Annotated in this window: 15 protein-coding genes; 11 read left to right on the top strand and 4 right to left on the bottom strand. The window is 73.7% G+C overall.

The window, feature by feature from the left end; all coding sequences use genetic code 11:
• Positions 1 to 25 precede the first annotated feature (25 nt).
• Positions 26 to 1,177 (bottom strand): Gfo/Idh/MocA family protein, encoded by a 1,152-nt coding sequence (locus HD601_RS31535; RefSeq protein WP_184828784.1) that lies wholly within the window; start codon positions 1,175 to 1,177, stop codon positions 26 to 28.
• Positions 1,178 to 1,441: 264 nt separating this feature from the next.
• Here HD601_RS31535 and HD601_RS31530 point away from each other — a divergent pair, with 264 nt between their 5' ends.
• A complete protein-coding gene (locus tag HD601_RS31530; RefSeq protein WP_184828782.1) occupies positions 1,442 to 1,954 on the top strand; it encodes a VanZ family protein in 513 nt (170 codons plus the stop codon).
• Positions 1,955 to 1,978: 24 nt separating this feature from the next.
• On the opposite strand, the gene HD601_RS31525 is transcribed toward HD601_RS31530, so the two are convergent.
• Positions 1,979 to 3,028: a LacI family DNA-binding transcriptional regulator gene (locus HD601_RS31525; protein WP_184828780.1), complete on the bottom strand. Its 1,050-nt coding sequence runs from the start codon at positions 3,026 to 3,028 to the stop codon at positions 1,979 to 1,981.
• 128 nt (positions 3,029 to 3,156) lie between these two features.
• Here HD601_RS31525 and HD601_RS31520 point away from each other — a divergent pair, with 128 nt between their 5' ends.
• Genes HD601_RS31520 through HD601_RS31495 form a run of 6 tightly spaced genes read left to right on the top strand, consistent with a single transcriptional unit; the run spans position 3,157 to position 10,287 of the window.
• Positions 3,157 to 4,155: a Gfo/Idh/MocA family protein gene (locus HD601_RS31520; RefSeq protein ID WP_184828778.1), complete on the top strand. Its 999-nt coding sequence runs from the start codon at positions 3,157 to 3,159 to the stop codon at positions 4,153 to 4,155.
• Positions 4,152 to 5,120: a 5-dehydro-2-deoxygluconokinase gene (gene iolC / locus HD601_RS31515; protein ID WP_221441472.1), complete on the top strand. Its 969-nt coding sequence runs from the start codon at positions 4,152 to 4,154 to the stop codon at positions 5,118 to 5,120. Before HD601_RS31520 ends, iolC begins: the two co-directional genes overlap by 4 nt.
• On the top strand, positions 5,110 to 6,000 hold the full coding sequence (locus tag HD601_RS31510; protein WP_184828776.1) for a Cgl0159 family (beta/alpha)8-fold protein: 891 nt from the start codon (positions 5,110 to 5,112) through the stop codon (positions 5,998 to 6,000). The genes iolC and HD601_RS31510 overlap by 11 nt, the downstream gene beginning before the upstream one ends.
• Positions 5,997 to 6,893: a 5-deoxy-glucuronate isomerase gene (gene iolB, locus HD601_RS31505; protein ID WP_184828774.1), complete on the top strand. Its 897-nt coding sequence runs from the start codon at positions 5,997 to 5,999 to the stop codon at positions 6,891 to 6,893. Before HD601_RS31510 ends, iolB begins: the two co-directional genes overlap by 4 nt.
• Positions 6,890 to 8,794 (top strand): 3D-(3,5/4)-trihydroxycyclohexane-1,2-dione acylhydrolase (decyclizing), encoded by a 1,905-nt coding sequence (gene iolD, locus HD601_RS31500; RefSeq protein WP_184828772.1) that lies wholly within the window; start codon positions 6,890 to 6,892, stop codon positions 8,792 to 8,794. The genes iolB and iolD overlap by 4 nt, the downstream gene beginning before the upstream one ends.
• The gene (locus HD601_RS31495) at positions 8,791 to 10,287 is read left to right on the top strand and encodes a CoA-acylating methylmalonate-semialdehyde dehydrogenase (protein ID WP_184828770.1); all 1,497 of its coding nucleotides are present in this window, start codon (positions 8,791 to 8,793) and stop codon (positions 10,285 to 10,287) included. Before iolD ends, HD601_RS31495 begins: the two co-directional genes overlap by 4 nt.
• A 73-nt stretch (positions 10,288 to 10,360) precedes the next feature.
• On the opposite strand, the gene HD601_RS31490 is transcribed toward HD601_RS31495, so the two are convergent.
• The gene (locus HD601_RS31490; RefSeq protein WP_184828768.1) at positions 10,361 to 10,999 is read right to left on the bottom strand and encodes a hypothetical protein; all 639 of its coding nucleotides are present in this window, start codon (positions 10,997 to 10,999) and stop codon (positions 10,361 to 10,363) included.
• A gap of 121 nt (positions 11,000 to 11,120) precedes the next feature.
• The gene (locus HD601_RS31485; RefSeq protein ID WP_184828766.1) at positions 11,121 to 13,415 is read right to left on the bottom strand and encodes an Ig-like domain-containing protein; all 2,295 of its coding nucleotides are present in this window, start codon (positions 13,413 to 13,415) and stop codon (positions 11,121 to 11,123) included.
• A gap of 123 nt (positions 13,416 to 13,538) precedes the next feature.
• On the opposite strand from HD601_RS31485, the gene HD601_RS31480 reads away from it, so the two are divergent.
• From HD601_RS31480 to HD601_RS31465, 4 genes are read left to right on the top strand one after another with little or no spacing between them, the layout of a single operon-like run.
• On the top strand, positions 13,539 to 14,321 hold the full coding sequence (locus tag HD601_RS31480) for a 6-phosphogluconolactonase (protein WP_184828764.1): 783 nt from the start codon (positions 13,539 to 13,541) through the stop codon (positions 14,319 to 14,321).
• A 34-nt stretch (positions 14,322 to 14,355) separates the two neighbouring features.
• Positions 14,356 to 15,546: an N-acetylglucosamine-6-phosphate deacetylase gene (locus HD601_RS31475; RefSeq protein WP_184828762.1), complete on the top strand. Its 1,191-nt coding sequence runs from the start codon at positions 14,356 to 14,358 to the stop codon at positions 15,544 to 15,546.
• Entirely contained in the window at positions 15,543 to 17,051 is a 1,509-nt protein-coding gene (locus HD601_RS31470) for a UxaA family hydrolase (RefSeq protein WP_184828760.1), read from the top strand. Before HD601_RS31475 ends, HD601_RS31470 begins: the two co-directional genes overlap by 4 nt.
• Entirely contained in the window at positions 17,027 to 18,496 is a 1,470-nt protein-coding gene (locus HD601_RS31465) for a mannitol dehydrogenase family protein (protein ID WP_184828758.1), read from the top strand. Before HD601_RS31470 ends, HD601_RS31465 begins: the two co-directional genes overlap by 25 nt.
• Positions 18,497 to 18,538: the final 42 nt, after the last annotated feature.

Below are 18,538 nucleotides of genomic sequence, written 5' to 3'. Positions count from 1 at the left end.
AACCGCACGCTGACGCCGTCGCCGCTCACAGGGACAGCTCCGGCAGCTCGACCCGGCAGCCGTCGGCGGAGGACTGCAGCCCGGCCTGGGCCAGCCGCACGCCGCGCGCCCCGGCGAGGAAGTCGTAGGGGTGCGGCGCGTCCTCCGTCACGTGCCGCACGAACTGCTCCCACTGTGCCTTGAACCCGTTCTGCGGCGGTGAGTTGTCGGGGACGTCCTGCCACTGGTCGCGGTAGCGCTGCTCGTCGGCGAGATCGGGGTTCCACGTGGGCCGCGGGGTGGCGGTGCGCGGCTGGATGACGCAGTGGTGCAGGCCGGCGACGGCGCTGCCGAGGGTGCCGTCGACCTGCAGCTCGAGCAGCTCGTCGCGGTGCACGCGGACCGCCCACGACGAGTTGAACTGCGCGACCACGCCGCCGGCCAGCTCGAAGATCGCGTACGCGGCGTCGTCGGCCGTGACGTCGTAGCGCTCGCCGCGCTCGTCCCAGCGCTCCGGGATGTGCGTGACGGCGCGCGCGGTGACCGCCTCGACCCGGCCGAAGAGGTTCGTCAGCACGTAGTCCCAGTGGCAGAACATGTCGACGACGATGCCGCCGCCGTCCTCGCTGCGGTAGTTCCAGCTCGGCCGCTGCGCCTCCTGCCAGTCGCCCTCGAACACCCAGTAGCCGAACTCGCCACGCACCGACAGGATGCGGCCGAAGAACCCGCTCTCGATCAGCCGGCGCAGCTTGAGCAGGCCGGGCAGGAACAGCTTGTCGTGCACGACGCCGTTCTTCACACCGGCGACCTTGGCCTGCTTGGCCAGGGCGAGCGCGCCGTCGACGGTCTCGGACACCGGCTTCTCGGTGTAGATGTGCTTGCCGGCCTCGATCGCCTTGACGATCGCCTCCTCGCGCACGGACGTGAGCTGGGCGTCGAAGTAGACGACGTTGGCGGCGTCGCTGAGCGCGGCGTCGAGGTCGGTGGTCCAGCGCTCGAGGCCGTGCCGCGTCGCGATGTCGCGCAGCTTCTCCTCGTTGCGGCCGACCAGCACCGGATCGAGCGTGACGCGGGAGCCGTCGGACAGCTCGACCCCACCCTGCTCGTTGATCGCGATGATCGACCGGACCAGGTGCTGCCGGTATCCCATCCGGCCGGTGACGCCGTTCATCACGACACCGAGCGACTTGACTGCCATGCCACCTCCAGAGGACGGCGCCCGCCTGCGGGAAAGCGCTTGCCCACACACCGTACGGTGTCCCGGCGCGGGCGCGCAACCTCTCTCGTGCAGGGAATGACGCCAGGTCGGAGCGGTGTGGAACGCTCCGGGCCGCTCGCGACAGCCCCACCGGAGCGGAATTAGTCGTCCCACCTGGCCAAATGGTCGGCGCAGGTGGGAAGGCGCTTACCCGTGTGTGCGTTCGGCCCGTGGGCGCCGATGCCGCCACGTAGAGTGCGGGCCGTGATCAGTACCGTCCTCGTCGAACATCCCTGGATGACGACGACGGCGCTCGTCGTGCTGGTCGTCCTGGGGCCGCTCGCCGGAGCGTGGCTGGTCCGGCGGCCGCGGGTGACGCGCGTACTGCTCGGGCTGTCGCTGGTGCCGGTCGCGATGCTCACGCTGGTGCCCACCAGCCGCGAGCTCGACGCCGGGTGCGCGGTCGAGTGGTCCGTGCCCACGCTCGGCGCCGTCGAGCTGATGGCCAACGTCGTCCTGTTCGCGCCCCTGGTGCTGCTCGCCGGCGTCCTCACCCGGCGCCCGGTCGCGGCGCTGCTCGCCGCGAGCGCCCTCTCGGCGCTGATCGAGCTGGTGCAGGCGCTCGTCCCGGCCCTCGGCCGGTCCTGCTCGACGAACGACTGGCTCTCGAACACCCTCGGCGCGGTGCTCGGGGCCGCGCTGGCCGGGGTCGCACTGTGGCTCGGCAGTCGGCTCAACGGCGTCTCGGAAGCCGCCCTTCTCCATGATCAACAGTGAGTGCGCCCCGGCTCGGCGCCCGCGCTACGGCGTGACGGCTGGGCGGGTGCTCTGACGGAGGACGACCTCGCCCTTGATGCGCCGGGTGCGGGCCTTGGTCCGCTCGGCGGCGCTGACGACGAGCTCGAAGGCCGTGGCGCCGACCTTCTCGAGCGGCAGCCGCACCGTGGTCAGGGCCGGGTTGATGTCGCGCAGGGTGCTGATGTCGTCGAACCCGGCCAGGCCGAGGTCCTGCGGCACCGTCAGCCCGTTCTCGCGGCAGGCGACCATGGCGCCGACGGCCATGACGTCGTTGACGGCGAAGACGCAGTCGAGGTCGCCGGCGCTGACGGCGCCGAGGAGCGAGCCCATGGCCTGGTGGCCGCCGTCGCGGGTGAACGCGCCGTGGACGACGAAGGCGGGGTCGAGGTCGATGCCGGCGCGGCCGAGGCCCTCGCGGAAGCCGTGGACGCGGTCGCGCGCGGTGAGCATGGCGTCGGGTCCGGCGAGCACGCCGAAGCGGCGATACCCCAGGTCGACCAGCGAGGCGGCGAGGTCGCGGGCGCCGAGGCGGTTCTCGATGACGACGGTGTCGACGGGGAGCTGCTTCTGCGAGATGGCGACGACGATGCCGCCGTCGTTCTCGAAGATGTCGATCTCGCGGCGCAGCGCGTCGGCGACGGTGCTGTCGTCCATGCGGCTGCCGGCGAGGATGACCGCGCGGCTGCGCTGCCCCCGTAGCGCCACGAGGTAGTCAACCTCGCGGCCGGGACTGCGCAGCGTGCTGCCGAGCGTGACCAGCACCTGGTGGCCCTCGGCGGCCTCCATGACGCCGGCGGCGATGGAGGAGAAGTACGGGTCGGCGATGTCGTGCACCACCAGGCCGACGACATTGGTGCGGCCGCGCGCCATGGCCTGCGCCTGCGCGTTGGGGGCGTAGTTGAGGCTGCGGGCGGCGGCGAGAACGCGCTCGCGGAGGTCGTCGCCGACCTTGCGCGTGCTGCCGTTCAGGGCGCGCGACGCCGTGGCCAACGAGACCCCGGCCCGGGCGGCGACGTCCATCAGTGTGACCGAACCGCGCGGTTGCTCGGCCATGGATCTCCTGTCCTCGTGGAGGAATGCGCTTCCACGATAGACCGGCGGAGGCCGTCCGGATCGCAGGACATGGACTCGGCCGATTTCGTCAGCATGTTAGTTTGTCAGGACAAACGGAGGGAGCGTCCATGCGCGTGGGGTTCGTGGGGGTAGGCCGCATCGGAGCGGCACACGCGCAGGTCGTCCGCGACCATCCGGCCGTCACGACGGTGCGGGTGGCCGACGCCGACGGGGTGCGGGCCCGGAAGGTCGCCGACGAGCTCGGGGTCGAGGCCGTCGCGACCGTGCGCGAGGCCTTCGAACGGGTCGACGCCGTCGTCATCGCCGCCGCGACGTCCGCCCACGCCGAGCTGATGATCGCCGCCGCCGAGGCGGGGCTGCCGGTGTTCTGCGAGAAGCCGGTCGCGGCCGACGTCGCCGGCACGCTCGCCGTCCTGGCCGCCGTCGAGGCCGCGAACGTCCCCACCCAGATCGGCTTCCAGCGCCGCTTCGACGCCGGCTACGTCGCCGCCCGCGCGGCGGTGCGCGACGGCACCCTCGGCGAGGTCCGCCGCGTTCACCTGATCACCGCCGACGCCGAGCCGCCGCACCCGTCGTACGTCCCCACCTCCGGCGGCATCTTCCGCGACTGCCATATCCATGACTTCGACGTGCTGCGCTGGGTGACCGGCCGCGAGGTCGTGACGGTGTACGCGACAGGTGCGAACCGCGGCGCCGAGGTCTTCGCCACCAGCGGCGACGTCGACGAGTCCGCGGCCGTCCTCACCCTCGACGACGGCACGCTCGCGACGCTGCAAGGGTCGCGGTACAACGGCGCCGGCTACGACGTGCGCATGGAGGTCGCGGGCACGGCCGGCACGTACGCCGTCGGCCTCGACGACCACGCCGCGCTGACCTCCGCCGAGCCGGGCGTGACCTTCCCGGCCGACCAGCCGTTCCGCGAGTTCTGGTCCCGGTTCCGGCCCGCCTACGAGGCCGAGATCGCCGCCTTCGTCGACGTCGCGCGCGGCGAGCGCGAGAGCCCGTGCACCGTCGCCGACGCGCTGGAGAGCTTCTACGTCGCCGAGGCCGCCACCCTCTCGCGCCGCGAGAACCGGCCGGTGCGGATCAGCGAGGTCCGGGCGTGAACCAGCCGATCGAGGTGCTGACCATGGGCCGGGTCGGCGTCGACATCTATCCCAATCAGGCGGGCGTCGGTCTGGAGGACGTCACGACGTTCACCAAGTACCTCGGCGGCTCGGCCACCAACGTCGCCGTCGCGGCCGCCCGGCACGGCCGCCGCTCCGCCGTCGTCACCCGGACCGGCGACGACCCGCTCGGCCGGTTCGTACACAAGGCGCTGAAGGGCTACGGCGTCGACGACCGGTTCGTCACGGCGGTCGACGGCCTGGCCACGCCCGTCACGCTCTGCGAGATCTTCCCACCCGACGACTTCCCGATCTACTTCTACGGCCGCACGCCGACGGCGCCGGATCTCCAGCTCACCGCGAGCCAGCTGGATCTCGACGCCGTCCGGGGTGCGGGCATCTTCTGGGTGACGGTGACCGGGCTCTGCCAGGAGCCCAGCCGGTCGGCGACCCTGGCCGCCCTGCGCGCCCGCGGGAAGAACGGCATCACCGTCCTCGACCTCGACTGGCGGCCGATGTTCTGGGACTCCCGCGAGGCGGCCCGGCCGGTCGTCCAGGAGGCGCTCGCCCACGTCACCCACGCCGTCGGCAATCTCGACGAGTGCGAGACGGCGGTCGGCACCCGCGACCCGCGTGCGGCCGCGGCCGCTCTGCGCGACGACCACGGCGTCGCCGTCGCCGTCGTCAAGCAGGGGCCGAAGGGCGTGCTGGCCGTCGACGACACCGGCGAGCACGACGTCGCGCCGATCCTCGTCGACGTCCTCAACGGGCTCGGCGCGGGCGACGCGTTCGGCGGCGCGCTGTGCCACGGCCTGCTCTCCGGCTGGCCGCTGGCGCGGGCGACGAGGTTCGCCAACGCCGCCGGCGCCATCGTCGCGACCCGGCTGGCATGCTCCGACGCGATGCCGACGACGGGCGAGGTCGTGACGTTCCTCAGCACGACGGAGGGTGCCGATGTCCGCTGACCGCCTGCGCACCATCGTCGACACGCGTATCCACCGGCCGAGCGCCATCGCCGAGGCTGCGGCGCGGCGTCGCCGCCCGGACGGGCTGCTGGGGCCGACCGGCAAGCTCATGGTGATCGCCGCCGACCACCCGGCGCGCGGCGCGCTGCGGGCCGGCCCCGACGCGCTGGCCATGGCCGACCGCGGCGAGCTGCTGGACCGGCTGGTGGTCGCGCTCGAACGCCCCGGCGTCAACGGCGTGCTGGCGACGGCGGACGTGCTCGAGGACCTGCTGCTGCTCGGCGCGCTCGACGGCAAGGTGGTCGTCGGCTCGATGAACCGCGGCGGCCTGGCCGGGACGGTGTTCGAGGTCGACGACCGGTTCACCGGCTACGACGCCGCCGGCATCGCGGCCATGGGGTTCGAGATGGGCAAGATGCTGCTGCGCATCGACCCCGACGACCCCGCGACCGCGCCGGCGCTCGAGGCGTGCGCGCGCGCCGTCGACTCGCTCGCCGTCCGTCACACGATCGCGCTGGTCGAGCCGTTCATCTCGCACCGAGACGCGACCGGCCGGCTGCGCAACGACCTCTCGACCGAGGCGGTGATCCGGTCGGTGACGGTGGCCGCCGGTCTGGGCAACACCTCGGCGTACACCTGGTTGAAGCTGCCGGTGGTCGACGACGACCCGGCCGGCATGGAGCGGGTGCTCGCGGCGTCGACGCTGCCGGCGGTGCTGCTGGGCGGCGAGGTGCCCGAGGACCCGGACGCGGCGTTCCGGCAGTGGGAGAAGGTCCTCCGGCTGCCGACGGCGCTCGGCCTGGTGGTCGGGCGCACCCTCCTCTACCCGCCCGACGGCGACGTCGCGGCGGCGGTCGACACGGCGGTGAGCCTGCTATGAGCGAGCGTTGGTACTGGCCGGCCGGCAGCGCGGGCCGCGGCCCCTACGCGACCGAGCTGACGCCGTCGGCCGTCGAGGGCTGGCGGTGGACGTCGCTGCGCGTCCTCGAGCTCGGGCCGGGCGACTCGCACGAGTTCGGCACCGGCGACGAGGAGCTGTTCGTGCTGCCGCTCAGCGGGGGCGGGACGGTCGTCGTCGACGGCGAACGGTTCGAGCTGGCGGGCCGGCCGAACGTGTTCAGCGGCCCGACGGACACCGTCTACGTCCCGCGGGACTCCGTGGTGACGGTGACAGCTGCGGCAAGCGATGCGGACGGGGCTCGGTTCGCACTGCCGGCCGCACCGTGCCGCACCAGACTCGCCGCGCGCTACCTCGCGGCCGATGCCGTCGCCGTCGAGCTCCGCGGCGCCGGCAGCTCCACCCGTCAGGTGCACAACTTCGGCGCCGCCGACGCGTTCGAGGCGGACCGGCTGATCGCCGTCGAGGTGATCACACCGGCCGGCAACTGGTCGTCGTACCCGCCGCACAAGCACGACGTCGACGCGCCCGGCCGGGAGTCGGAGCTGGAGGAGATCTACTACTTCGAGGTCGGCGACGGCCCGAACGGCCCGGGCATCGGCTACCACCGGGTCTACGGCACCGAGGACCGGCCGATCGACGTGGTCGCCGAGGTGCGCACCGGCGACGTCGTGCTGGTGCCGCACGGCTGGCACGGTCCGTCGATGGCCGCGCCCGGCTACCACCTGTACTACCTGAACGTCATGGCCGGTCCGGGGGCCACCCGCGAGTGGCTGATCAGCGACGACCCCGCGCACGCCTGGGTCCGCGACGAGTGGGCGTCGCTCGAGCGCGACCCGCGACTCCCGATGGGACGCACGGAGGACGAACGATGAGGCTGACGGTCGCGCAGGCGACGGTCCGGTTCCTGGCCGCGCAGTTCACCGAGCGCGACGGAGTCGAGCACCGGCTGATCGAGGGCTGCTTCGGCATCTTCGGGCACGGCAACGTGGCCGGCCTGGGCGAGGCGCTGCTCGAGGCCGAGCTGTCCGACCCGCGAGCGCTGCCGTACCACCAGGCCCGCAACGAGCAGGGCATGGTGCACGCCGCCGTCGGCTACGCCCGCATGCGCAACCGGCTGTCGACGCTGGCCTGCACGTCCTCGATCGGGCCGGGCGCGACGAACATGGTCACCGGCGCGGCGGTCGCGACCATCAATCGGCTGCCGGTGCTGCTGCTGCCCGGCGACGTGTTCGCGACGCGGGTCGCCGACCCCGTCCTGCAGCAGCTCGAGGTGCCGCACGCGCCCGAGGTCACCGTCAACGACGCGTTCCGGCCGGTGTCGCGGTTCTTCGACCGGGTCTGGCGGCCGGAGCAGCTGCCGGCCGCGCTGCTCGGCGCGATGCGCGTGCTCACGGACCCGGCCGAGACCGGCGCCGTGACGCTGGCGATGCCGCAGGACGTGCAGGCCGAGGCGTACGACTGGCCCGCGGAGCTGTTCGCGAAGCGCGTCTGGCACGTCCCGCGGGCCGTTCCGGAGCCGGCCGCGCTGGACCGCGCCGTCTCCGTCGTCAGAAGTGCGCGGCGGCCGCTCATCGTCGCCGGCGGCGGGGTGATCTACAGCGAGGCGACCGACGCGTTGCGGGCGTTCGCCGAGGCCACCGGCATCCCGGTCGCCGAGACCCAGGCCGGCAAGGGCAGCCTGCCGTACGACCATCCGCTCGCGCTGGGCGCCGTCGGGGCGACGGGGACGCCGGGCGCCAACCGGTTCGCGCGCGAGGCGGACGTGGTCATCGGCATCGGCACCCGCTACAGCGACTTCACGACGGCGTCGCGGACGGCGTTCCAGGACCCCGGCGTGCGGTTCGTCAACGTCAACGTCGCCGGGTTCGACGGCGCCAAGCACGCCGGGCTGCCGCTGGTCGCCGACGCGCGGGCGGCGCTCGAGGCACTGACGGAGGCCCTGGCCGGCTGGCAGGTGCCGCCGTCGTACCGCGCCGGCGCCGCCCGGGCGAACACGGAATGGGACGCCGTCGTCGAAGCCGCCTACACCGCCGGCCACCAGCCGCTGCCCGCGCAGACCGAGGTCATCGGCGCCGTGAACGAGGCCGGCGGGCCACGCGACGTCGTGGTGAACGCGGCCGGCTCGATGCCCGGCGAGCTGCACAAGCTGTGGCGCACGCGCGACCCGAAGGGCTACCACGTCGAGTACGGCTACTCGACCATGGGCTACGAGATCGCGGCGGGCGTGGGTGTGCGCATGGCGGCCCCCGACCGCGACGTGTTCGTGCTGGTCGGCGACGGGTCGTACCTGATGATGGCGCAGGAGCTGGTCACCGCCGTCCAGGAGCGGATCAAGATCGTCGTGGTGCTCGTGCAGAACCACGGCTTCGCCTCGATCGGCTCGCTGTCGGAGTCGCTCGGGTCGCAGCGGTTCGGGACGGCCTACCGGTTCCGCGACGCGGCGAGCGGCCGGCTGGACGGCGACGTCCTCCCCGTCGACCTTGCCGCCAACGCCGCCAGCCTGGGGGTGCGCGTCGTCCGGGTGACGACGGTGGCAGAGTTGCGCTCGGCGCTGCGCGACGCGAAGGCGGCGCCGGCCGACAGCGGTCCCGTCCTGATCCACGTCGAGACCGACCCGCTGGCCGGGGCGCCGGACAGCGACGCCTGGTGGGACGTCCCCGTCAGTGAGACGGCGGCACTGGACACCACCAGGGCGGCGCGGGCGGAGTACGAGCGGCAGAAGAAGGCGCAGCGGCCGCTGGCCGGGCCGGCTTCGGACGGGAGTGACGCATGAGGACGATCGAGCACTGGATCGGCGGCGCGGCGACGCGGGCCGGCTCCACCCGCACGGCGCCGGTGTGGAACCCGGCGACGGGCGAGCAGCAGGCCGAGGTCCTGCTGGCCGAGCCGGGGGACATCGATGTCGCAGTCACGGCGGCCCGATCCGCGTTCGAGAACTGGTCGCAGGCCTCGCTGTCGCAGCGGACCCGGGTGCTGTTCGCGTTCCGCGAGCTGGTCCACCGGCACGCCCGCGAGCTGGCCGAGGTCATCGCCGACGAGCACGGCAAGGTCGTCTCCGACGCGCTCGGCGAGGTGCAGCGCGGCCTCGAGGTCGTCGAGTTCGCCTGCGGCATCCCGCACCTGCTCAAGGGTGACTTCTCCGACCAGGTGTCCACCGGCGTCGACGTGTACAGCTTCCGCGAGCCGCTGGGCGTGGTCGCCGGCATCACCCCGTTCAACTTCCCGGTCATGGTGCCGATGTGGATGCACCCGGTGGCCATCGCCTGCGGCAACGCGTTCGTGCTGAAGCCCAGCGAGCGGGATCCGTCGGCGTCGCTGCTGGTGGCCTCGCTATGGGCCGAGGCGGGCCTGCCCGAGGGCGTCTTCAACGTGGTGCACGGCGACAAGGCCGCCGTCGACGCGCTGCTGGACCACCCCGACGTGGCGGCGGTGTCGTTCGTCGGCTCGACCCCGATCGCCCGCTACATCTACGAGCGGGCCAGCGCGAACGGCAAGCGCGTGCAGGCGCTCGGCGGCGCGAAGAACCACGCCGTCGTCCTGCCCGACGCCGACCTCGACTACGCCTCGGACCACCTGGTGGCCGCGGCCATGGGGTCGGCGGGGGAGCGATGCATGGCGATCTCGGCGGCCGTGGCGGTGGGCGACGGCGCCGACCGGCTGGTCGACGTCGTGGCCGCGAAGGCGGCAGCCGTCCGCGTCGGGCCGGGCCGCGACGAGGCCAGCGAGATGGGCCCGGTCATTACGGCCGCCGCACGCGACCGCATCGCCGGCTACGTCGACACCGGCGAGAAGCAGGGCGCGACGGTGGCCGTCGACGGGCGCGGCCTGGTCGTGCCAGGCCACGAGGACGGCTTCTTCGTCGGCCCGACGGTGCTCGACCACGTCACGCCGTCGATGGACGTGTACCGCGACGAGATCTTCGGGCCGGTGCTCTCCGTCGTCCGCGCCTCCGACGTCGACGAGGCGATCGCGCTGATCAACGCGAACCCGTACGGCAACGGCACCGCGATCTTCACGAGCTCCGGCGAGGCGGCGCGACGGTTCCAGCGCGGCGTGCGGGTCGGCATGATCGGCGTCAACGTGCCGATCCCGGTGCCCATGGCCTACTACTCGTTCGGAGGCTGGAAGGACTCGCTGTTCGGGCAGTCGCACGTCCACGGCCCCGAGGGGATCGCGTTCTACACCCGGGCCAAGGTCGTGACGGCGCGCTGGCCGCGGGTCGAGCACCAGGTCGCCGCCAGCTACCACTTCCCGACGGCGACCTGAGTCTCATCCGCTGGCCCGTGGCGGGCGGTTCGGTGGTGCCATAGCGCCACCGAACCACCCGCCATCCGGCGCGTCAGGGGAACAGCAGCGTCAGCGGCGCGCTGAGTGGGCCGGTGTTGAACGACGTGTCGATGGCGCGCACCTGCACCGTCGCCGGCCCGCTGGGCGGATCGATGCAGGCGATGTTGACGACGAGGTCGAACAGGTCGACCTCAGGCACCGTGCGGCCGGTCGTGCCGATGACCTCGCCGTTGAGCACGATGTCGTAGCCCTGGATGCCGCCGTTGTCCGGCGCGGCCGTCCACACGATCCGCTCCGGGAGGCCGGCCCGCGTGCTGACCTGCCGCAACCCCGTCGCCACCCCGGGCGCCGTGGTCTCGAAGGTGAAGCGTGCGGGAACGGCCGACCGGTTGCCGGAGGCGTCGACCGCCCGCAGCTCGAAGCCGTACTCCCTGCCGGGGGAGAGGTCGAGGCCGGCCAGTGGCGCCGTCGCCCAGGTCCGGTAGTCGTCGACCACGACGCGGCCGCCCGGGAACGACAGCTCGTAGCGCGGCGCGTTGACGGCGCCGTCGCGGGTCGTGGTCCAGATGAACCCGACCTGGTCCGGCATGCGGCCCACCAGCCGGAGGTTCTCCGGCGTCGGCGGTGGTGTGGTGTCTGCCGACACCGCCGGCTGGCTTGTGACCAGCAGCAGTGCCAGCGTCCCGAGCACGGCCAGTACGGCCGCCCGGGTGCTGCGGAGTCAGTGATGTGACATCGGATCGTGCCCCTTCGCGAGACGGTCCCACCCTGTCAGGCGATCAGTACGGGCGCGGGTGGAAAAAGGATTGCGCTCAGCGCAGGGTGATCGCGCTGAACTTCGCCGTCGTGTAGCGGGCGTTGGCGGTGCTCTCCTGGTGGCCGTCGACGGCGAGGCCGAGGAAGGCCGACGGCGGGAGCGCCACCTCCGCGGCGCCGACCTCGTGCCACGTCACGCCGTCGGCGGAGACGGCGCCGGCGACGGTCGTGCCGCGGCGGGTGAGGCGGACCCAGTAGGGGGTGTCGATCGGCACCTCCTCCGGGACGGCCGGGTACTGGGTCACGACCGCCTCGGCGCCGTCGACCGGCCGGGCCGAGAACCGCGACACCTTGCCGCTGCCCAGGTAGGTGAGCTCCATCGTCGCGAACGGGGCCGACGGCGCGAGGTCGGAGCGGATCATCACCGCCGCGGCGACCTCCGGGTACACCTTGCTGATCGCGTCGACCCGGGCGACGATCTCGCAGTCGCCGTCGCGGCGCTGGAAGGCGAACCGGAAGCTGTCCGCCGTCCCGCCGATCGCGCCCGACCCCTTCACCGTCACCACGTCGCCGGCCACCGAGGTCGCGCCACGCACCGGCACCCGGCCGACGTCGACGCCGGCCCATGGCGCGGTGCGGGTGATCCGGTTGACGTGCACCGGGGTCGACGTCGTGGAGGTGGCGTTGCCGGACGTGTCGACGGCGCGGGCGGTGACGAAGTACGTGCCGTCCGCCACGCCGGTCCACTCCACCCGGTACGGCGCCTGCGTCGCGGTGCCGATCAGCTCGTCCCCGGCGTAGAACTCGACCCGGTCGATCGAGGCGCCGTGGCCGGTGGCACTCGCGGTCAGCACCACCCGGGCGTCCGCCCGCGCCGCCCCCAGCAGCGCGTTCGTGCCCGGCTGCAGCAGCGTGACCGACGGGTTCGCCGTGGCCGGGCCGCTGATGGAGTTCAGATACCGCTCGAGGTTCGTGTAGCCGTCGGTGCCCACCGCGGCACCGTCGGCCGGGTCGTCCGGGTTCAGCCCGTTGGCGACCTCCCAGTCGTCCGGGATGCCGTCGTGGTCGGTGTCGGCCGGCGCCGGGGCCGACGCCAGCGACGGCCAGCCGCCCACCTCGGTCTGCGAGTTGATCAGCCGGCCGGTGCGCCGTCGCACGTCCTCGACCAGCCGGGCGTCGACGGAGTCGCGGCGCGGCAGGATCGCCCCGGCCTCGTTCAGCACCCGCTCGAACGCGACGGTGGCCGCCTCCGTGGGCAGCGGCTGCGGGAACGGCACCGGCTCGGTCCGCAGAGTGATCGGCACGTCGCCGTCGATGCCGAGGGTGTTGTCCGCGGTGACCTCGGGCGACCCGTCGACGTAGTTGTCCGCGACGTACCAGACGCCCGGCCCGCCGAGCGTGCTGACCGTCGGCTCGACGATGCGGTCGCGCAGCTCCGCCAGCGTGTCCGGGCCGGGCCGGTAGTAGTTGCCGATCATGTTGATGCCGGCGGAGTCCTCGCCGCCGTAGGCGGAGTTGAAGCCCCAGTTGTAGACGACGTTGTTCTGGTGGTCGACGGTCAGCGCGTAGTCCGGCCCGGTCGCGTTGACCGGCGCGAACCGCGGATTGCGGCTGGAGTTGTGGATGATCAGGTTGTGGTGGAACGACACGTTCTCGCCGCCCCAGATGCCGCCGTAGCCGTGCCGCCCTTCGGGGTTCACCGACATCGTCAGGCTCTCGCCGACGATGCACCACTGCACCGACACCCGGGTGTTCTCGTACGGCGACAGCGCCTCGTCGGTGCTCCAGGTCAGCGAGCAGTGGTCCAGCACGACGTCGGCGGTGCGGCGGAACCACATCGCGTCCTCGGTGACGCCGGCGATGTCGCCCATGCGGCAGCGCAGATATCGCACGACGACGTTCTGCCCAGCGATGCGCGTGGGGTAGCCGGCGATGCAGATGCCGTCGCCGGGCGCCGTCTGACCGGCGACGGTGAGGTTCGAGCCGCTGATGTCCAGGCGCGAGCTGAGGTAGATGGTGCCGGAGACGCGGAAGACGACGGTGCGGTTGCTGCCCTTCACGCCCTCGCGCAGCGACCCCGGGCCGGAGTCGTTCAGGTTGGTCACCTCGTAGACGTCGCCGCCGCGCCCGCCCGTCGTGTACATGCCGCAGCCCAGTGCGCCGGGGAACGCGGGGACCAGGGCGTCGGCGGTGCCGCGGCGGACGGCGGCGTAGGCGGGCGAGCCGGCGACGAACGTGCCGACGCCGGTCAGGGCGCCGGCGGCGGTGAGAGCGCCGGCCACGGTGAAGGCCCGGCGGGTGAGGGTGTGGTTCTCCGTGCGGTCGGGGCGGGCATCCGGAAGGGAGCTCATCGATCCTCCAAGACCTGGGGCGGAGTGGGGTGCGGACAAGACTGCAAGCGGTTGTGCATTTGTGTCAATACTTGCAGTAGGGTTGCGGCGACGTCGTCCAGCGATGCCCACAGGAGGGTCTCTGTGTCCGAACCGATCACCCAGTTCCAGGCCGGCGAGCTCACGGTCCAGGTGCACTCCGGCACCGCCGAGATGGGCCAGGCGGCAGCGGAGCGTGCGGCCGCCGTCCTCCGCGACGCCGTCGCCCGGACCGGCCGGGCGCGCGCCGTCTTCGCCACCGGCAACTCGCAGTTCGCGTTCGTGCAGGCGCTGCGCTCGCAGGACGTCCCGTGGGACCGCGTGACCGCGTTCCACCTGGACGAGTACGTCGGCATCGACGCCGGCCACCCGGCCAGCTTCCGGCGCTGGATCCGCGAGCGCATCGAGGAGCCGCTCGGGCCGGCGAAGGTGCACTACATCGAGGGCGACGCCCCCGACGCCGAGGCCGAGTGCCGCCGCTACGAGGACCTGCTGCGGGCCGAGCCGCTCGACCTGGTCTGCATGGGCATCGGCGAGAACGGCCACATCGCGTTCAACGAGCCGCACGAGGCCGACTTCGACGACCAGCGCCTGGCCCGGGTCATCACGCTGACGCCGGCGTCGCGGGCGCAGCAGGTGGGCGAGGGACACTTCCCGGACGACGCCGCCGTGCCGGCCACCGCCATCTCGCTGACCGTCCCGGCGCTGCTGTCGGCCGCCCAGGTGCTGGTGTGCACGCCGGACCGGCGCAAGGCGGCGGCGGTCGCGGCCGCGCTGAACGACGAGATCAGCCCGGCCTGCCCCGCCACCGTCCTGCGCCGGGCCGGGCACGCGACACTGTTCCTCGACCCCGAGTCGGCCGGTCAGCTGGAGGTCCCGGTCGGCTGAGCCCGATCCAAGCGGTTGCAGAAAGGTGGCAGCGATGCTGGCGCTGACCCACGCGACGGTGGTCAGCGGCGGCCGGGTCGAGCCGGACCGGACGGTGCTGGTCGACGGCGACCGGATCGCCGCGGTCGTCCCGGCGGCCTCCGATGAGGCCCTGGACGGCGCCCGCGTCGTCGACGTGGGCGGGCGCATCGTCACGCCGGGCCTGATCGACCTGCACGTGCACGGCGCGGCCGGCCATGCCTTCGACGACGCGGACGGCGACGCGGTGACGGCGGTGCTCCGGCACCTCGCCGCCGCCGGGGTCACCAGCATCCAGCTGAGCCTGGTGTCGGCGCCGGTGGACGTGCTGACGGCGCGCATCGCGTCGCTGTCCGGCCTCGTCGCCGGAACCACCGCCGACGCGGCCCGGCTGCTCGGCGTCCACCTCGAGGGGCCATTCCTCGCGGCCGCCCAGTGCGGGGCGCACGACCCCGCCGTCCTGCTGCCGCCGTCGCCCCGCGAGGTGGACGTGCTGCTGGAGCATGCGGCGACGCTGCGGATGATCACGCTCGCGCCGGAGCTGCCGGGCGCCGTCGAGGCCACGCGCCGGCTGGCCGCCGCGGGCGTCGTCGTCGCGGCCGGGCACAGCGATGCGACGGCGGCCCAGCTCGGTCCGGCGGTCGATGCCGGGCTGCGCCACGTCACCCACCTGTGGAGCGGCCAGTCCACCACCCGTCGCGAGGGGCCCTGGCGCATCCCCGGCCTGCTCGAGGGCGCGCTGGCCGCGCCGGACCTGACAGCGGAGGTGATCGCCGACGGCCGGCACCTCCCGCCGGAGCTGCTGGAGATCGCCCGGCGCTGCGTTGGCGACCGGCTCGTCGTGGTCTCCGACGGCACCCCGGGCACCGGCATGCCGCCCGGCCACCGCTACCGGCTGGCCACCGTCGAGTGCGTGGTCGCCGACGGCGTCGGCATGGTGGCCGGCGCCGACGCGTTCGGCGGCAGCACCAGCACGCTGCCGCAGATGCTGTCCCACCTGCACGACGATCTCGGCTGGCCGCTCGCCGAGGTGGTGGCCGCGGCGACCAGCCGGCCCGCCGCCGTCGCCGGACTGACCGGCCGCCGCGGCTCGGTCGCCGCCGGCATGGACGCCGACCTGGCGATCTTCGACCCCGGCTTCCGGGCCTGGGCCACCGTGCTGCGCGGCCGGTGGCTGCCGGCACCACCCTCTGGAGGACCCCTGTGAGATCCGAACCCACCCGGCTGGTGCGGCTGCGCGCCGACGACTCCGTGGCGGTGACGCTCGACCCGCTCGCGGCCGGCGCGCCGGTGCCCGGTACCGGGCTCGTCAGCCGGCAGCCGGTCCCGGCCGGCCACAAGGTCGCGCTGGCCGCCGTCGGCGCCGGCGACCCGGTGCTCAAGTACGGCCAGGTCATCGGGCACGCGACCGCGCCCATCGAGCCCGGCGACCACGTGCACCTGCACAACCTCGGCTATCACGACACCGTCGACCAGGAGGTCGCGATCGGCGCCGGCGTCGCCCCCGAGCCGCTGCCCGCTGCGACGTTCGACGGCATCGTCCGCGCCGACGGCCGGGTCGCCACCCGCAACTACGTGGGCATCATCTCCTCGGTGAACTGCTCGGCCACCGTGGCCAAGCTGATCGCCGACCAGGTGCGCATGTCCGGGATGCTCGCCGCGCACCCGAGCGTCGACGGCATCGTCGCGATCACGCACGGCAGCGGCTGCGGGCTGGCGTCCGACGGCGAGGGCCTGGACCTGCTCAAGCGGACGTTGTCCGGGTACGCCGACCACCCCAACTTCGGCGCGCTGATCGTGCTCGGCCTGGGCTGCGAGGTCAACCAGATCGCCGAGCTGGACCTCCCGGAGCAGACCCCGGTCGTCGGCATGACCATCCAGGAGGCCGGCGGCACCGCGACCGCCGTCCGGGCCGGCATCCGGGCCGTGGGCGAAGTGCTCGAGAAGCTGGACGTCCAGCGACAGCCGGTGCCGGTGTCCGAGCTGGTGCTGGGGCTGAAGTGCGGCGGCTCCGACGGCTACTCCGGCATCACCGCCAACCCGGCGCTCGGCGTCGCCGCCGACCTGCTGATCGCCCACGGCGGCACCGCGGTGCTGTGCGAGACCCCGGAGATCTACGGCGCCGAGCACCTGCTGGCCGCCCGCGCCGAGTCGCGCGAGGTCGCCGACGCGCTGCTGGAGCGCATCGCCTGGTGGCGCGAGTACACCGCGAAGCACGGCGGCAGCCTCGACAACAACCCGTCGCCCGGCAACAAGGAGGGCGGCATCACCACGATCCTCGAGAAGTCGCTCGGCGCGGTGGCGAAGTCCGGCTCGACGCCGCTGCGGGCGGTGCGCCGGTTCGCCGAGCGCATCGACAGCCGCGGCCTGGTGTTCATGGACACCCCCGGCTACGACCCGGTGTCCGTCACCGGCATGGTGGCCGGCGGCGCGAACGTCGTCTGCTTCACCACCGGCCGCGGCTCGGTGTACGGCTGCAAGCCGGTGCCCAGCCTCAAGCTGGCCACCAACACCGCCGTCTACCAGCGGATGACTGAGGACATGGACCTCAACTGCGGCGTCGTCGCCGACGGCGAGCTGGGCCTGGACGAGATGGGCCGGCGCATCCTCGACGCCGTCGTCGCCACCGCGTCCGGCCGGCAGACCGCCAGCGAGGCGCTCGGCTTCGGCGACGAGGAGTTCGCCCCGTGGCAGCTCGGCGCGGTGATGTGACGGTGGCGGACCGGCTGTCCCGCGCGGCGCGCGGCCCCGCGCCCCGGCCGGGCGTCCTCCACCTCGGCGTCGGCGCGTTCCACCGGGCGCACCAGGCCGTCTACACCGACCTCGCCATGGCCGCGACCGGCGATCCGCGCTGGGGCATCGTCGAGGTGGCGCCGCGCTCGACCGGCGTCGTCGAGGCGCTGCGCCGGCAGGACGGGCTTTACACGGTGCTGACCCGCTCCGGCGAGCGGGTGACGGCGCAGGTCGTCGGCGCGGTCAGCGAGGCGTGGCACGCGCCGTCGCACTGGGCAGACGTGGCGGCCAAGTTCGCCGACCCGCGGATCGCCGTCGTCACGCTGACCATCACCGAGAAGGGCTACCTCGGCGACCCGGTCACCGGCAGGCTGCTCGACGACGACACCGTGCGGGCCGACGTCGCGGCGGTCGCGGCGGGGGAGCGGCCGCGGACCGGACTCGGGCTGCTGGTCGCCGGGCTGGCCGGACGCGCGGCCGCCGACGCCGGCCCCGTCACGGTGCTGTCCTGCGACAACCTGATCGGCAACGGGCGCCGGCTGAGCGCGCTGGTGGGGGAGTTCGCCGCCCGGCTGCCGGCGCCGCTGGCGCGCGACCTCGCCGGGTGGATCGCTGCGTCGGTGCGGTTCCCGTCCGCGATGGTGGACCGGATCGTGCCCGCCACCACGCCGGCCGACCGGGCCGACGCCCTGCGGCTGGTCGGCGCCGCCGACGATGCCGTGGTCGCCGCCGAGCCGTTCACGCAGTGGGTGATCGAGGACGACTTCGCCGGCGACCGCCCAGCGTGGGAGCTCGCCGGGGCGGAGCTGGTCACCGACGTCGGCCCGCACGAGACCGCCAAGCTCCGGGTGCTCAACGCCGCGCACTCGATGATCGCCTACCTGGGTGCGCTGGCCGGCCACGAGACCATCGCTGCCGCCGTCGCCGACCCGGCGATCCGTACGGCCGTCGAGGCGCTGCACCGCGACGTGCTGGCGACCATCGACGCGCCGCCGGGCTGGGACCTGCCCGCCTACGCGGCGTCCGTCCTCGAGCGGTTCGCCAACCCCGCGCTCGGGCACCGCTGCGACCAGGTCGCCTCCGACGGCTCGCAGAAGCTGCCGGTCCGGGTCGTGCCGACCCTGCTCGCCACCAGCGCCGCCGGTCGCACGTCCGCCGCGGCGACCCTGGTGGTGGCCGCCTGGCTCCGCTTCGTCGTCGCCGGCGTGGACGACGACGGCCGCCCGCTGACGGTGAGCGACCCGGCGCGCGACACCCTGCGCGCCGTCCCCGCGTCAGACGTCGCCCGGCTGCTGCGCACGGCCGCGGTCGTCCCAGCCGAGCTGGCCGCCGACGACGCCTGGGTGGCCGACCTCACCGCCCGCCTCGACGATCTCGCCCGCCACGGCGCCCGGGCCACGGCCGCCGCCCTCCAACCGAGTTGATCATGGGAAAGGTCGGCTCTCGGCCGCCCTGGGAGCCGACCT

Source organism: Jiangella mangrovi (assembly GCF_014204975.1).
Lineage (GTDB): Bacteria > Actinomycetota > Actinomycetes > Jiangellales > Jiangellaceae > Jiangella > Jiangella mangrovi.
Note: the sequence above shows the minus strand (reverse complement) of the source record. Positions and strands in the feature narration are given on the sequence as shown.